The sequence below is a fragment of the Nostoc sp. ATCC 53789 genome (assembly GCF_009873495.1).
GTDB classification, from domain to species: domain Bacteria; phylum Cyanobacteriota; class Cyanobacteriia; order Cyanobacteriales; family Nostocaceae; genus Nostoc; species Nostoc muscorum_A.
The window spans coordinates 6,389,982-6,405,190 of record NZ_CP046703.1; the positions used below are offsets into that span (position 1 = coordinate 6,389,982).

Genomic DNA, 15,209 nt, shown 5'->3' on the forward strand with positions numbered 1-15,209 from the left:
GACTTACCTTGACTTAGCCTGACTGACACTGATTTAACTCCACATTTTGATAAAAACTTTGGCTACACTGGCTTATAAGTAATTGTGGGAGTGGTCAATGTCTATACCAGAGGACTTTCTTAAGCAGCTGGAGCAATACAGTGAATTGTCGCACCGAGAGAAAGAAGTCTTTCTGGAAATATTTGGTCTTAGTAAGAGTCGAGTTAACGTAGCTCAAGAGTTAAATATTTCTGAAAGTAACCTCGGTACTTGTCTTACAGGTATTTACAAAAAATTTTGCATCACTTGTAATGGCCCTGTTAAAGAAAGCCGCTTACGGGAGTATCTGAGCAAAAGATACTCACAGCAAAAACCCTCTGGCGATTTAACTACAGATCACCTAGATGATTGTATTGATACCTTAGTGCAAGAAATCCGCAAACAAATCAAACCCTACATCAAAGAAAAGTGCGGAACTATGCGGGTATTAGATATGCCTAAGCCAATTGAGTTAACAGGAAAACAAGGTATTTACACAAATGTTAATATTCTGGAGGCAATAACAGGACGAAGACGATTAAAAGTTACGGAACTAATGCAAAGCTGTGAGCATGATAACTTTGAGCGGCTTGGACTTAGCGGAGTAAAACAGAAACGAGTCTCAGGATTAGAGGTTGTACAGCGTCATAGTAAATTGATGGTTTTAGGTAAACCAGGAGCAGGAAAAACCACTTTTTTAAAATATCTAGCAATGCAGTGTATTGAAGGGAGATTTCAAGCAAACAGAGTTCCCTTGTTTATCACATTAAAAGATTTTGCAGAAGCAGCTAAAAAACCAGATATTTTGAAATTTATTGTTCAACTATTATCAAGCTGTGGGGTAACTCATGCCAGTACAGCAGTAGAGAAACTGTTGAAACAGGGTAAAGCATTCATATTGCTGGATGGGTTAGATGAAGTACGAGAGGAAGACACCAAGCGTGTTTTACGACAAATTCGGGAATTTTCTGACCTGTTTCATACCAATCAGTTTGTAATTACCTGTCGGATTGCTGCCAAAGAATACACCTATCAAAGTTTCACAGAAGTAGAAATGGCAGATTTTGATGAAAAACAAATAGCAATTTTTGCTCAAAATTGGTTCGAGTTGACTGATCCAGTTAAAAGTCAAAGATTCATTCAAAAACTAAAGGAGAATAAACCAATCCAAGAACTAGCAAGTAGTCCTTTACTGCTGACATTATTGTGTTTGGTGTTTGGAGATAGTGGAGATTTCCCAGCAAACCGTTCTGAACTTTATCAAGAAGGATTAGATGTATTACTGAAAAAATGGGATGCCAAACGCAACATTGAGAGAGAGCAGGTGTATAAAAACCTGTCTTTGCAGCGTAAGGAAGACTTGCTGAGTCAAATAGGCTTAACTACCTTTGAGCAGAAAAACTATTTCTTTAAACAAAAAACGACCGAAATATACATTGCTGATTTTATCCGTAACTTACGTGATGCTGATACAGATCCAGAAGTCTTGAAACTCGATAGTGAAGCCGTTTTAAAATCTATTGAAGCACAGCATGGGCTACTAGTAGAACGAGCAAAAGGCATCTATTCTTTTTCTCACCTGACGTTCCACGAGTATTTTGCTGCAAGAGAAATAGTAGCTAACTCTGCCTATAAAACTTTGGTTAAGCATCTGATAGAGAAACGCTGGCGGGAAGTTTTTTTGCTCACAGCAGGGATGATGCGAAATGCCGATAATTTGATGCACTTAATAAAGTCTGAAATTGATGGACTAATCAGTACGGATGAACAATTACAAAATTTGATGAGGTGGGTAGCTAAAAAATCTTCTTTAGCTACAGTGCCATATCAGCTAGCAGAAGTTAGAGGTATCTATTTAAGTTTGATAAATAGTCTTATTCTGAGTAAGCGTTCAGATTTTACGGAGCTTCCTCGTATTCTAGCCTTCGATCTGGCTCTTACTGGTACTTCAGACAGCGACTTTTATAAAGCCTGCGAGCCAACGATTATCGCGATAGTTACTCCAGCCTTGAGTTTTGAAATTGTTGTCTTTTTTGAAGAAAAAAAAATTCGAGTAGATAGACGAAGCTCAAATACTCTCTTTCCTAATCACTTTGATTCAAATCTTGATTTTGATCTAGAAAATGACCCACGTCCTGAGTTACAAATTTTGCTTGAAAACCTGAAAAGCCAATTGCCACCTTCACAAAACGACAGCGAAGCATTTGAACACTGGTGGAAAACTGATGGTCAAGAGTGGAATGAACAGCTTAGAACCGTCATGATTGAGCATTGCAATATTGGACATGACTGGCAGATAAATGAAGCCCAACAAACACTCTTACAACAGTATTTATATGCCAATAAGTTGCTACTAGAGTGCCTAAATAGTGAATGTTATGTAAGCTGGGAAGTTAGGCAAGAAATTGAAAATACTTTGCTGTTACCAAATGAAAATTAAACAATTAGTAGAAGTTGTTAAGACAGCTAAAAGCAGATAAATGATCCAAAATATAGTTAAATTTACCTGTGAAAAAAGATATTTGCGATCGCACTTTTACTTTTTCAGTTCGCATAGTCAAATTGTGCCAGTTTTTAGATGACAAACCAGGAGTAGCACGAACCCTTTCTCAACAGTTATTAAGGTCAGGAACATCGATTGGAGCTAATGTAGAAGAAGCGCAAGCTGCTCAAAGCAAAGCTGATTTTATCAGCAAGCTCATGATTGCACTAAAAGAATCCCGTGAAACTCGGTATTGGTTAAGATTGCTCATTGCTGCCGAAATAGTACCTCAATCAAAAATTAGTCAACTCCAAACCGAAGCCGAAGAACTAACAAAAATTCTTGGTGCCATAATTATCTCCACCAAAACCTCTACTTAACCTCTTCAATTTTTAATTTTTAATTTTCAATTTTTAATTCCTAAACGGAGAGGGGGAGATTCGAACTCCCGGAGGTTTTAGCCTCATCCGATTTCAAGTCGGACGCAATCGACCACTCTGCCACCTCTCCAGTAAATCTGTCAAACTTGTGCCGCTCCTTGTTTCAGACGCTATTCAGGCGCTTTTTTTGGTTAGCACTAAACTTGACAGATAATACTATACCCTATTATCTACGCAGATTGCACTACTGGAGGCGAATGTCTACGACACAATACGCGATCGCTCGTACAAAATTTCCCCCTTAGCCACCTGAAAGTCATTCCCCACCCAAACTAGGGAAACTTGCGAAACCACACCCGCCTCTAGGGTGACAATGGAAAAGTTACGCAACTTCTCGCCGTCATTTTCCACAATCCTGGGGACACTAGCCGCATTTAAGTAAATTGTCCCCTCTGGACTTCTAAAGATGGGTTTGCGCTGCACCTTCTTGGTATGGCGTAAATCTCGGTGCATGTGACCAAATGTCACCAGAGGAATGGTTTTACCAGCAGTCAAGGCTTGAGAAATCGCCTCGCCCAAATCTGGATCGCCAAAGTCGCCGCCAATTGGATGCCAGTCTTTGCCGCAGGGATCTTCGGGGCGATCGCCTAACCCACTAGGCCCATTGTGACCCAAAAATATAATTGTCTCGTAAGCGGCGCTTTTAACTGCTTTGAAGATGCGATCGGCGGATTCTTCTAAACTCGTCACACCGTAACGTTCTTTACAGATTTCCGCGAATTTCCACTCTGGGCCACCCCAAGTAAAGGGACGACCCCCCACTACAGTTAAATTCCAAGCGGGAAAATCCAGCTTACCGTAACCGACATGGGACGAACCTAATAAATCGAGTTGTTCCTGTACCCAGTCTTCCTTAGAGCGGTCATAAGGAGCCTTTTTACGTCCCCATTCGGTGGCGGTGTACCAGGCATCGTGGTTGCCCATCACGGCTGCTTTGGGAATATCGAGGGATGCGATCGCTCTGACCACTTCCACCGATTCATTGCCAAAATCCCCGACAAACAGCACTAAGTCAACACCCAAATGCTTGAGTGCAACGCCATCTTCCACTTCCCATTGGTCGTGAATATCTCCAACTACAGCAATTTTGAGGTTTATCGATTGAGTTTTCTGACTGGTCATGCCACTTTCCTTGCCGTCTATCTCCAGGATATGAAACTCAGCCCGATTTGGACACAACCCGAAAATATCAACCGTCCACTATTTTTGGTAAAAACTACTATAATTGAATCCACAGGACATACATTTGCAACATAAAGCACCCCTAAACTGTGTTTACCACTGCACTAGCTCAACGAAAAAACACCCAACTGGGTGAACTACCACTAGATTTGTTTGCCGCGATTCAGAGTCTCAAAAAAGAACTCAACGCCGTTATCCTGGCGCATTATTATCAAGAGCCAGATATTCAGGATATTGCAGACTTTATTGGGGATTCATTACAACTAGCAAGAGCCGCCGAAAAAACCAATGCGGATGTAATTGTCTTTGCTGGTGTTCACTTCATGGCAGAAACAGCAAAGATACTTAATCCCGATAAATTAGTACTTTTACCAGATTTGGATGCTGGTTGTTCTTTAGCAGACAGTTGTCCACCAGAGGCGTTTGCAGCTTTTAAAGCAGCGCATCCAAATCATCTAGTGGTGTCTTATATCAACTGCTCTGCTGATATCAAGGCGATGAGTGATATTATTTGCACCAGTTCCAACGCTGTGAAAATTGTGCAGCAGATACCGAAAGAACAGCCGATTATTTTTGCCCCAGATCGAAATTTGGGTCGGTATGTGATGGAACAAACTGGACGAGATTTGGTGCTATGGCAAGGTAGCTGTGTTGTCCATGAAACCTTTTCGGAAAAGAAAATTGTCCAGTTAAAAATAGCCCATCCCGAAGCAGAGGCGATCGCACACCCAGAATGTGAAAGTAGTGTATTGCGCCACGCCAGCTTTATTGGCTCCACAGCCGCTTTACTCAAGTATTGTCAAAGCAGCCCCACCAAAGAATTTATCGTTGCTACGGAACCGGGAATCATTCACCAAATGCAAAAACTAGCTCCTGACAAGCACTTCATTCCTGCACCACCGATGAATAACTGTGCTTGTAACGAATGTCCGTTTATGCGATTAAACACCCTAGAAAAGCTTTACTGGGCAATGAAAAATCGCACTCCCGAAATTACCATGTCAGAGGATATTCGCCTTGCTGCACTGCGACCAATGCAACGAATGCTGGAGATGAGCGTGTAACCAGTATTTTTATCCATAAGGTAGAGACGCAGTTTTGTTGCGATCTCTACCCACAAGTTATTTTTTCTAACCACTTGCTAATTATAAAAGGTGGTGCTAAGATTTTAAATCGTGAGACAAATCGGGTCGGTGTCCGAGTGGTTAATGGAGACGGACTGTAAATCCGTTGGCTAGCGCCTACGCTGGTTCAAATCCAGCCCGGCCCACCACTTACGAAGTTATAAGTTATAATGTCTGGGTAAGCATCAAAACTCCCAGCATTTAACTTCTAGCTGAAAAATCGGAATTATGTTTCGCCCGTGTGGCTCAGTGGTAGAGCACACCCTTGGTAAGGGTGAGGTCACGAGTTCAATCCTCGTCACGGGCTTTTTCCAGAGATACTTAGCAGTCCTAAAACACACTAGATTGTCCTAAACGTGTCTTAAGCATAGGACAGTCTAATGAGGGTTTGCTAGATATATCTCAAATCTTTAACTTAGGGGTAGACCTGTAAAACTTCTAGGTGTCCTTAGATTCCCTTGCTGGCGTGGGTAAATCGAAATATTTCCCAGGCTATCGAAACATTTCGACTACAAGCTACGACCAACAACAAAACAAGCCATTGAGATAGACAGATGGCTGTCTATGTTATGCGCTCAATATAATTTCTTGTTGGCTGATAGATTTGATTGGTATGAGCGCAATCGTTCATCAATTAATGCCTGTCCTCTTATCTGCCATATACCAGAATTGCGGGACAAACCAGACTATTATTCACAAAATAAAACGCTACTAAATCTCAAAAAAACTCATCCTTGGTACGGTGAAATTTACTCGCAGGTGCTACAGGATATAGTTAAGCGAGTGAAAGTGACGTTTGACCGTTTTTTAAAAGGTGATAGCAACGGAAAACGAAGTAGATGACCTCGGTTTAAATCTCGTGAATGTTGGTAATTGCAGTCAATCCATCGGGTACGTCACAAGATTGTTCCAGTTGTGGGGTAAAAGTTTCTAAAAAGCTGCATGGAAGATGGCATTTGTGTCTGTGTGGGTGCAGTCTTAATCGTGACCATAACGCGGCAGTAAATATAAAAAATAGAGCCGACGGACATGCGATTCTTAAAGCTTAACGCCTCCTAAGCAATAGCCGGATTGGTTGAGAAGCCCACACTGAAATTGGAGTACCAATTTCAGTGTGCGGAGTGTGTCACTGTTCACGGATTTTGTTTGTGAACACTATTTTTTATTCTAAAATTTCCTCACTTTTAATTGTCGGCTGCTACAGGTAGACGAATAGTAAATGTACTACCTTGCCCTTGCTCAGATGTTACATCAATTGTGCCTTGATGTGCTTCGATAATACAGCGAGATAGATATAGTCCCAAACCGCTACCAGATCGCTGGTGTTTACCTTGGCGAAATCGCTCAAATAATATTGCCTGATCTTGTTTAGAAATTCCCGGCCCCGTATCTTGGATATCAATAGTCACATCTTCTGGAGTGAGATGGCAGTGAATATCTACAGAACCTTTGTCTGTAAATTTGATAGCATTGCCGATAATATTTGTTAAAACTCGCCGCAGTTCTAAGCGATCGCCCATGACGGTGCTTGCAGTTTCATCTCGCTCTATATTTACAACTAATCCTTTTTCTTCAGCTAAGGGAGTTAATTCTTGGGTAACTTCACTAACTAGTTCTTCAATATTGCAGGGAGAAATTTTTAAGGTTTTACAGCCCGCTTCATGACGATAAACTTCTAGCAAGGTATTTACCATTTCCAGCAGGTCTTGATTACTGCCAATCATGGTATCAATGATTTCTTGCAATTGTGGCGAAACTTCGCAAAACCTGCCTTCCAGCAATAATTTTAAGACGCGGTTGGAGGCTACTAGCGGTATACGTAAATCGTGAGTAAAACGCGAGACAAAATCTGCCCGCAGGTTAGCCATCTGATCTCGTTCGTCGATGCTATGCTTGAGGCGCAGGAGCGATCGCACTCGCGCATGTAGTTCATCAGGATCGAATGGTTTACGAATAAAGTCATCTGCACCAGCATCGAGTCCTTCCACAACGCTAGACTCATAGTGAGCCGTTAGCAGCAGAATAGGGATAAATGGCAACGCCGGATTCTGTCGAATGCGTCGAGTAAATTCATAGCCATCTATCTCCGGCATCATCACATCTAAGAGAATGATGTCTGGTGGTGACTCCTCAACCATAGCCAGAGCAATTTTGCTATCTTCCACCAAGCTAATTTCATAGCCCTCATCTTCTAGGACTGCTTCTAAGACCAGTAGATTGTCAAAAACATCATCGACAGCGAGAATTTTATCTTTTTTGACACTTTTAGTTAAAGACATGGCTGAATAAAAAAAAGAAGTGCTTGGCTATCCCTAGCAAATCTAGTAATAGCTTACTTTACCAGCGCTGAAATTATTAAGGATTCACATTTTCCTTTAAAATTTCCCGAATTGAGTATCTTGCTTTCTAAGTAAAAATACTGTTTAACTACACAAGCCTAGCATTGATTAGTTTAATATTAGTATTCTCTACTGAGTAGATTATTCGTTTACTTCTCCAAACAATATTTGTGTCTGGGTCTTAGGTTAAGGTCGCTTAATCTATTGTATTTACGTTATCATAGCCACTGCAATGGTAATTATTTAATAGTTACCGACTCTTGCTTGCTAGCGGATTTTCAGTGAAAAATTGTCTACCATAAAACATCTATCATCCGGTGAATGTATAAAAATGTTTTTTGATTGAATTATATTCCCAGATGGAAACTCTTGCCTAAGAAAAACTTCCAAGATAAAGTTATTTATGTCTAATGGTAGATGAAGTTCAGGAAAAATACCAAAAGCATTGCTTTTTGTATAAGATACCGAATAGAAGAACGAGATTATTTTAATCTGTACTCTAGATAGATAACAGTAAAATTAAGCAACTATGAGTGAAATCAAGATCCTCGTGATCGAAGATCACAACCTTACAAGAATCGGCTTGCGGTCTGCCTTACAAACCCAGCCAGAGTTTAACATTGTTGGTGAAGCAGCCAATGCAGCCGACGGCATCAAGCTTCTGAAAACTCTCAAGCCTGATGTTGCCACTATTGATATCGGTTTGCCTGACATGGATGGTATTGAGCTAACACGCACATTTAGGCAATATCAAGCAGAGAATGAAGATTACACCACAAAGCTGCTAATTTTAACGATGCAGAATAGCGAGCAGGCAGTTTTAGCCGCTTTTGCAGCAGGTGCAGATTCTTATTGCATGAAGGATATCGAAACTGAGAAACTAGTTGAGGCTGTGCAAACGACTTATGCAGGTAGCTCATGGATTGATCCTGCGATCGCAGACCTTGTACTACAACAAATACGTCAAGATTTCCCTGATGGTAGCAGAGGCGCATCTGGAAAAAGAGTCTTGATTGAAGGTATTGATCCCGATGTTGAGAAAAGTATAGTCAGCTATCCTTTAACTCACCGGGAAATGGATGTTTTAGAGTTGATTGTCGCTGGGTGTGACAATGCAGAAATTGCTAAAAGGCTCTATTTAACAGTCGGTACTGTAAAAACTCATGTTAGAGGTATTCTCAATAAACTCTGTGTTGCTGACCGTACACAGGCTGCCGTCCGTGCTTTGCGCGCTGGATTAGTACCGTAAATATCCTGAACAGTAATTGTTTTTTAGTCAAAACGATTACCTGTAAAAAGATTTATTAAGAAATTGTTACACACTTTAGTAAAATGACATAATTGACGAACAAATAAGTATTTTTCCTCATATACATGATAGCGGATCAATTTCCCTGGCTTACCGCGATTGTCTTGCTGCCACTCGTTGCTTCCTTGCTCATCCCTGTGCTGCCTGATAAAGATGGCAAGCTTGTGCGGTGGTATGCACTGGGTGTAGGTATTGCAGATTTTGCCTTGATGTGCTATGCCTTTTGGAAACATTACGATGCCAGCAGTGCTAGTTTTCAATTGGTAGAAAGTTATGCCTGGATGCCTCAGTTGGGTCTGAACTGGGCAGTATCAGTTGATGGACTATCAGTACCACTTGTGCTTCTAGCAGGATTTGTCACCACACTCTCAATTTTTTCAGCTTGGCAAGTCGATCACCGCCCCCGCCTCTTCTATTTTTTAATGCTGGTGCTGTATTCTGCACAGGTTGGGGTGTTCGTTGCCAAAGACTTGTTGCTATTTTTCATTATGTGGGAAGTAGAACTAATTCCCGTCTACTTACTAGTTTGCATTTGGGGTGGGCAAAGACGGCGTTATGCGGCTACGAAATTTTTGTTGTATACCGCAGCTGCTTCTATATTTATTTTGGTCGCAGCCTTGGCAATGGGGTTATACGGCGGCGGTGATATGACATTTGATATAACTGCCCTCGCAAGTAAAGAATATCCCCTTACTCTACAACTGCTAATTTATGCAGGGTTATTGATTGCATTTGGTGTCAAGCTTGCTGTTTTCCCGATGCACACCTGGTTGCCTGATGCCCACGGCGAAGCATCTTCTCCTGTATCGATGATTTTGGCTGGTGTGTTGCTAAAGATGGGTGGATATGGACTAATTCGCCTGAATCTTGAACTACTCCCCGATGCACACATTTACTTTGCGCCAGTTCTAGCCATTCTGGGTGTTGTCAACATTATCTATGGTGCATTAAACTCCTTTGCTCAGACGAATATGAAGCGGCGTTTGGCTTATTCGTCGATTTCCCACATGGGGTTTGTGCTGCTTGGGATTGCGTCGTTCACTGATTTGGGAATCAACGGTGCGATGTTGCAGATGATTTCGCATGGTTTAATTGCATCAGTGCTGTTCTTCTTAGCTGGAGTTACTTACGATCGCACCCACACAATGGTAATGAAAGATATGGGTGGCATTGGTCAAGCTATGCCCAAAGTCTTTGCTCTGTTCACCATCGGAGCAATGGCATCCCTAGCACTTCCCGGTATGAGCGGTTTCGCTGGCGAACTATCGGTATTTGTTGGCATGACAAGCAGTGACGTTTACAGTTCAACTTTCTGCACTGTCACGGTTTTTCTCGCCGCAGTTGGAGTTATCCTCACACCTATTTATTTACTTTCCATGCTACGAGAGGTATTTTATGGTGACGGTGCAGCGCTGATATGCGACATCAATAATGCAGGCTCAGAAAATCAAGAAGATGAGGGAACAGTTTGTTTTGGTACAGATTGCTTCGTGCCAGAGGATGCAGTCTACGACGATGCTAGACCTCGTGAAGTGTTTATCGCTGCCTGTTTTCTGCTGATGATTATTGGTATTGGTTTCTATCCCAAGATGGCGATGCAAATGTACGACGTGAAAACTGTGGCAGTCAATGCTAATCTTCGCCAGTCTTATGCCATAGTCTCGCAAACAAATCCTCAGATTTATGCTAATCGATTATTGGTTCCGCAAATTTCAGAGGTTGAGGTAGCGCCCGTTTTGGGGACTTTGAAGTAAGCTTTTTGACCAATAGACTTGTAGGGGAGCAGGGGGACAAGGGGACAAGGGGACAAGGGGGAATTTTACCGAACAAGTCTCTCCGTCTCCCACCTCTTCCTTGTCTCTTTTTCATGCCCTTTCCCCTCTGCCCCCTGCTCCCCTGTCCCCTGCTCCCTACTCTCCTTGCCTCTTTTTCAACCAGCCAACTTCTTTAGAGGAGTTTCCCCAGAATTTTCTGGGCATCAAATCAATATTGCTCGCTCTACTGTAATATCAACGTTGTAACATCGCGTGATTTCACTAAACAATGCCACTGCAAGCCCAAATAAAAAACTTCAGGAAACGTTGGTTTCCTCGGATTCTCAAAAGAACTTTAATTGTGCTGTTAGTGGTGGGGCTATTGTTAGTGGGATTCGCCACCTACACTGTGCGCCAATCCTTTCCGCAAGAGAGTGGCACAATTCAACTACCTGAACTCAAAGCTGAAGTAACCGTCCAGCGCGATAAATGGGGAATTCCCCACATTTATGCTGCCAATTCTCACGATTTATTTATGGCGCAAGGTTATATTCACGCCCAAGACCGTTTTTGGCAAATGGATTTTTGGCGACACATTGGTTCTGGGCGACTCTCAGAAATGTTTGGTTCCTCTCAGGTTGACACTGATAGATATCTGCGGACAATGGGTTGGGCGAGGGTAGCGCAGCAAGAAATTCAGGAAATTAATGCAGAGATGAAGGCATACCTGGAAGCATACTCAGATGGTGTCAATGCTTATCTAAAAGAGCATCAAGGTAATGCCCTGAGTCTAGAATATGCTGTGCTAAAATTCCTCAATCCTGGGTATAAGCCAGAACCTTGGCAAATATTGCATTCTCTGACTTGGGGGAAGGTGATGGCTTACGATTTGGGTACAAATTTCCAGAGTGAAGTTGAACGTGCCATACTACTTAAAACCCTTACTCCCACTCAAGTAGAGGAACTTTATCCACCTTATCCTCAAGACTTACCAGCGATTTTACCTGAGTTCCAAAAAGGGAAAACAGGAGAGGATGAAAATTCTGACGAGACACAATTCACCGCCTTTGGTATTGAGGAGGTAATAGAGTCAATTACCAAGCCGATGATAGCTTTGGAACAACTCATAGGGCCTACGGGAATAGGCATTGGTTCCAATAACTGGGTGATATCCGGTGAGCTTACAGATACAGGTAAGCCAATTTTGGCAAATGACCCCCACTTAGGTGTGCAAATACCCTCTATATGGTACGAGGTTGGTTTGCACTGCATATCTAAGAGTGCAGAATGTCCCTACAACGTTACAGGCTTTTCCTTTGCGGGAATGATTGGGGTAATTATCGGTCATAGCGATCGCATTGCCTGGGGTGTAACTAATGTACTATCTGATGTGATGGATTTATACATCGAGAAAATCAATCCCAAAAACCCCAATCAGTATGAGGTAAATGGCAAATGGGTTGATATGAAACTCGTGCAAGAAACGATTCAAGTTGCGGGTAGTCAGCCGATTGTGCAAACGGTGCGCTATACCCGACATGGGCCGATTCTCTCTGATGTTTCACCCAATCTGAAGGAGTTCCAGCCAAGTCAGCCTTTAGCAATACCGCAAAACTACGCTATAGCCTTACGCTGGACAGCCCTAGAACCTTCTAAATTAGGGTATGCTATTCCCCAAATCAATCGCGCCCAAAACTGGCAAGAATTCCGCACTGCTGCTAGTAATTATGATGTCCCGGCTCAAAATTTGGTCTACGCTGACGTTGATGGCAATATTGGCTACCAAATGCCTGGTAAATTCCCCATCCGAGCCAAGGGAAATGGGCGTTATCCCGTTCCTGGTTGGACAGATGAATATGAGTGGCAAGGCTATATTGACTTTGAGAAGTTACCCAAAAGTTTCAATCCGTCTCAAGGCTATATTGCTACTGCCAATAATTTAGCGATGCGTAAATATCCTTACTTAATTACCGCAGATTGGGTTTATGGCTATCGGGCACAGCGCATCGTTGAGATGATTTCACAAAAAACCGAACCGATTTCTCTAGAAGATGTGCAGCAGATACAGGGTGACGATCGCAATCTTAATGCACAAACATTAGTACCGATACTGCAATCTATCACTGTTGATACTCCTCGCTTGCAAGCAGCCCAAAAACTTTTGCAAGATTGGAATTTGCAGTTGGGAATGACATCATCGGCTGCTGCCTTGTTTGAAGTATTCTGGAAACACTTGCTAAGAGACACATTTCACGATCAGTTACCTGAGAGATACTTTCCCAATGGGGGCGATCGCTGGTATGCTGTGGTAGCAAATTTAGTAAAACAGCCCAATAGTTCTTGGTGGGATAATCGCAACACCCCAAAAGTTGAGAACCGAGACGAAATCTTGCGGCAATCCTTTACAGAAGCCGTGGATGAACTAGAACGGATTCAAAGCAAAGACCCGAAAAACTGGAATTGGGGCAAACTACATACTGTTACTTTCCGTAATGCCACCTTGGGTAAATCTGGGGTTGCACCGATTGAAGGTTTATTTAATCGTGGTGCATTTGCGACGGCTGGTAACGGCGAAACAGTTAATGCTAACCGATGGAGAGCAAATAAATCCTTTGAGGTGACAGATATTCCTTCTCTACGGATGATCGTAGATTTGGGAAATTTGGATAACTCAGTTGCAATTCATACACCCGGACAATCAGGACATGCTTTCCATACCCACTACAACGATATGGTTGACTCTTGGCGCAATATTGAATATCACCAGATGTTATCGCAACAAAAGAATGTCACAGATAACACTGCTGCGACATTGAAGTTAATTCCCAAATTGGGAGAATAAAGTGCAACCTGAATATAGAATGTTAAATTTTGCTACTTAAGTGTAATTACATACACGTTGTCGAAAAAATGAAGTATAAAGTAACAGGGCAACAGAAATCAAGATTATTTTTAGAAAAAAGTATTTTCGCTGGCCATCTATTTCTGCTGCCCAACTTTCCCAAAACCTAGTTGGAGATAATAGGATTTATGCAACGTGTATTTAAACAAAGTTTTATGCTTTCAGTCACCACTGCGATCGCATTATTATTTGCAGGGTGTGGAGAAAGTAAAGTTGCCCAATGTAACAAAGTCATCAAGGTTGCTAATCAAGCATCTACTCTAGGTCAGGAATTTGGTAAAAATCCCAATCCGGTAAAAGGTTCTAAAGCTTTAACTGAACTTGCTGGTAAGATAGATCCACTTGCCCAAGAGATGAAAACCCTCGAAATTAAAGATGAAAAGTTGCAAGGTTTTCAAGGGCGCTTTATCACACTCTATCAGAACATCAGCAAGGAATTGAATAATGCCGCAGGAGCTATAGATAAAAAGAATCTACCAGCAGCAAAGGGTTTTTTGGTATCTCTGAAAAAAAGTAGTACCGAAGAAAGTTCAATAGTTAAGGAAATTAATACCTACTGTTCTGCTAAATAATCAATTCTGCATGGAATCTTGATTATAAAAATAGTGCTTAAATAGTCGGTCGATAACCACCAAAAACCGCAAAGCTAAAATTTTTGTACCAGCAATCCACATTTTTAAATCCAGCCGCTTCTAGCCAGTGAAGTTGAATCTCAAGGGTTGCCATGCGATCGTATTCCATGCGTTTTTGTGCAGCTTTAAAATCTTCTTCTGAGATACCCTTAGCATGGATAGAATCTAACCAGTGTTGACGATAAAGTTCTTCTAAATCAGGGGTTTTGCCGATAACTTGGTCAGCGTTGACAAATATCCCTCCAGGATTGAGAACATCATAAATCCGTTGATAAAGAAGTTCTTTGTCAAAATCAGAAAGATGATGAATAGATAGGGCAGAGATTATCAGGTCGTAGGAATCACCCAAATCAGTCTCAATGTAGTCACCAATTAAGATTTTGGGAGATTTACCCATTTTGCTAAATCTCAACTTAGCTTTCTCTAACATCTCAGGGGCTAAGTCTAGTAAGGTGAACTCTGCATTTGGGAAAACAGATTGCACCATACCTGAGTAAAGTCCAGTACCAGCACCCAAATCTAGAACCTTTATCGGTGCGGTGCGCTCGCTTGGGATGATTTCAACAGCTGTTTTGTAAAAGTCATCAAAACAGGGAATTAGAATCCGACGTAAGCTATCGTAATCTCCTGCGGCAGCATTAAAAGCCTCTTGAATATTCATTTTTTTATTTTTAATATTGGTATAACTTTCTGTTTTAACAACTCAATTAAAGCTGGTTCCATATACTCATATTCATCTGGTATATCTAAACAGATAATTTTTTTATCTTTAAGAAAAGGCTGAAAATTTTTTGATAGCTTGCTTTTATGAGGTTTTTCCATCACAAATATCATATCAGCCCATCGAATAGCCTCAGTTGATAATGGTACTTCAGCATGGCGATCTAAACCTGCCGAGTCTGTTTCAAGTCCTTCATATTCAGAAAACATAGCCTCGGCGGTGGGACTTCGTAGTTTATTCTGGCTACAGATAAATAAGAGCTTTTTCATTAATTAATATGAAGCGATAGTATTTTATAAACCTTTG

At 41.6% G+C, this 15,209-nt stretch carries 12 protein-coding genes, 3 tRNA genes and 1 pseudogene; 11 read left to right on the forward strand and 5 right to left on the reverse strand.

The genetic code is table 11. The features are described 5' to 3' along the window. Positions 1-97 precede the first annotated feature (97 nt). Positions 98-2,458 carry an NACHT domain-containing NTPase gene (locus GJB62_RS26415; protein WP_114084790.1) on the forward strand — a complete coding sequence of 787 codons (2,361 nt, stop codon included), beginning with the start codon at positions 98-100 and terminating at the stop codon, positions 2,456-2,458. 68 nt (positions 2,459-2,526) lie between these two features. Beyond that, positions 2,527-2,880 carry a four helix bundle protein gene (locus GJB62_RS26420; protein ID WP_114084789.1) on the forward strand — a complete coding sequence of 118 codons (354 nt, stop codon included), beginning with the start codon at positions 2,527-2,529 and terminating at the stop codon, positions 2,878-2,880. 45 nt (positions 2,881-2,925) lie between these two features. Here GJB62_RS26420 and GJB62_RS26425 read toward each other — a convergent pair. Both GJB62_RS26425 and GJB62_RS26430 read right to left on the reverse strand, forming a co-directional pair. Next, positions 2,926-3,010, reverse strand: a tRNA-Ser gene (locus tag GJB62_RS26425). 131 nt (positions 3,011-3,141) lie between these two features. Then, positions 3,142-4,062, reverse strand: coding sequence for a TIGR04168 family protein (locus GJB62_RS26430; protein WP_114084788.1), 921 nt, complete (start codon positions 4,060-4,062; stop codon positions 3,142-3,144). Between GJB62_RS26430 and GJB62_RS26435 the strand changes: the two genes are divergently transcribed. The 5 genes and pseudogenes from GJB62_RS26435 to GJB62_RS26455 all read left to right on the forward strand — a co-directional run bounded on the left by GJB62_RS26435 (position 4,042) and on the right by GJB62_RS26455 (position 6,295). Next, positions 4,042-4,197, forward strand: coding sequence for a hypothetical protein (locus tag GJB62_RS26435; RefSeq protein WP_159402586.1), 156 nt, complete (start codon positions 4,042-4,044; stop codon positions 4,195-4,197). The genes GJB62_RS26430 and GJB62_RS26435 overlap by 21 nt on opposite strands. A 14-nt stretch (positions 4,198-4,211) precedes the next feature. Continuing rightward, positions 4,212-5,186: a quinolinate synthase NadA gene (gene nadA / locus GJB62_RS26440; RefSeq protein ID WP_114084787.1), complete on the forward strand. Its 975-nt coding sequence runs from the start codon at positions 4,212-4,214 to the stop codon at positions 5,184-5,186. A gap of 123 nt (positions 5,187-5,309) precedes the next feature. After that, a tRNA-Tyr gene (locus GJB62_RS26445) sits at positions 5,310-5,395 on the forward strand. An 86-nt stretch (positions 5,396-5,481) separates the two neighbouring features. Then, a tRNA-Thr gene (locus tag GJB62_RS26450) sits at positions 5,482-5,553 on the forward strand. A 233-nt stretch (positions 5,554-5,786) separates the two neighbouring features. Further along, positions 5,787-6,295, forward strand: a pseudogene (locus GJB62_RS26455) (zinc ribbon domain-containing protein). 135 nt (positions 6,296-6,430) lie between these two features. Here the strand turns inward: GJB62_RS26455 and GJB62_RS26460 are convergent. Continuing rightward, complete coding sequence (locus GJB62_RS26460; RefSeq protein WP_114084786.1) at positions 6,431-7,525, reverse strand: hybrid sensor histidine kinase/response regulator; 1,095 nt, start codon at positions 7,523-7,525, stop codon at positions 6,431-6,433. 589 nt (positions 7,526-8,114) lie between these two features. Between GJB62_RS26460 and GJB62_RS26465 the strand changes: the two genes are divergently transcribed. The 4 genes from GJB62_RS26465 to GJB62_RS26480 all read left to right on the forward strand — a co-directional run bounded on the left by GJB62_RS26465 (position 8,115) and on the right by GJB62_RS26480 (position 14,122). Further along, positions 8,115-8,834 carry a response regulator transcription factor gene (locus tag GJB62_RS26465; RefSeq protein WP_114084785.1) on the forward strand — a complete coding sequence of 240 codons (720 nt, stop codon included), beginning with the start codon at positions 8,115-8,117 and terminating at the stop codon, positions 8,832-8,834. A gap of 125 nt (positions 8,835-8,959) precedes the next feature. Further along, positions 8,960-10,648 (forward strand): NAD(P)H-quinone oxidoreductase subunit 4, encoded by a 1,689-nt coding sequence (locus GJB62_RS26470; RefSeq protein ID WP_114084784.1) that lies wholly within the window; start codon positions 8,960-8,962, stop codon positions 10,646-10,648. A 289-nt stretch (positions 10,649-10,937) separates the two neighbouring features. Then, entirely contained in the window at positions 10,938-13,490 is a 2,553-nt protein-coding gene (locus GJB62_RS26475) for a penicillin acylase family protein (RefSeq protein ID WP_181852921.1), read from the forward strand. Positions 13,491-13,678: 188 nt separating this feature from the next. Beyond that, positions 13,679-14,122 carry a hypothetical protein gene (locus tag GJB62_RS26480; RefSeq protein WP_114084783.1) on the forward strand — a complete coding sequence of 148 codons (444 nt, stop codon included), beginning with the start codon at positions 13,679-13,681 and terminating at the stop codon, positions 14,120-14,122. 37 nt (positions 14,123-14,159) lie between these two features. On the opposite strand, the gene GJB62_RS26485 is transcribed toward GJB62_RS26480, so the two are convergent. Further along, entirely contained in the window at positions 14,160-14,843 is a 684-nt protein-coding gene (locus tag GJB62_RS26485) for a class I SAM-dependent methyltransferase (RefSeq protein WP_114084782.1), read from the reverse strand. After that, entirely contained in the window at positions 14,840-15,172 is a 333-nt protein-coding gene (locus GJB62_RS26490) for a low molecular weight protein tyrosine phosphatase family protein (RefSeq protein ID WP_114084781.1), read from the reverse strand. The genes GJB62_RS26485 and GJB62_RS26490 overlap by 4 nt, the downstream gene beginning before the upstream one ends. Positions 15,173-15,209: the final 37 nt, after the last annotated feature.

What these genes read in the sequence shown, in the direction of transcription:
- GJB62_RS26415 (WP_114084790.1), top strand. Translation starts at nt 98, where the DNA reads ATGTCTATACCAGAGGACTTTCTTAAGCAGCTGGAGCAATACAGTGAA.
- GJB62_RS26430 (WP_114084788.1), bottom strand. Translation starts at nt 4,062, where the DNA reads ATGACCAGTCAGAAAACTCAATCGATAAACCTCAAAATTGCTGTAGTT.
- GJB62_RS26460 (WP_114084786.1), bottom strand. Translation starts at nt 7,525, where the DNA reads ATGTCTTTAACTAAAAGTGTCAAAAAAGATAAAATTCTCGCTGTCGAT.
- GJB62_RS26465 (WP_114084785.1), top strand. Translation starts at nt 8,115, where the DNA reads ATGAGTGAAATCAAGATCCTCGTGATCGAAGATCACAACCTTACAAGA.
- GJB62_RS26470 (WP_114084784.1), top strand. Translation starts at nt 8,960, where the DNA reads ATGATAGCGGATCAATTTCCCTGGCTTACCGCGATTGTCTTGCTGCCA.
- GJB62_RS26475 (WP_181852921.1), top strand. Translation starts at nt 10,938, where the DNA reads ATGCCACTGCAAGCCCAAATAAAAAACTTCAGGAAACGTTGGTTTCCT.
- GJB62_RS26480 (WP_114084783.1), top strand. Translation starts at nt 13,679, where the DNA reads ATGCAACGTGTATTTAAACAAAGTTTTATGCTTTCAGTCACCACTGCG.
- GJB62_RS26485 (WP_114084782.1), bottom strand. Translation starts at nt 14,843, where the DNA reads ATGAATATTCAAGAGGCTTTTAATGCTGCCGCAGGAGATTACGATAGC.
- GJB62_RS26490 (WP_114084781.1), bottom strand. Translation starts at nt 15,172, where the DNA reads ATGAAAAAGCTCTTATTTATCTGTAGCCAGAATAAACTACGAAGTCCC.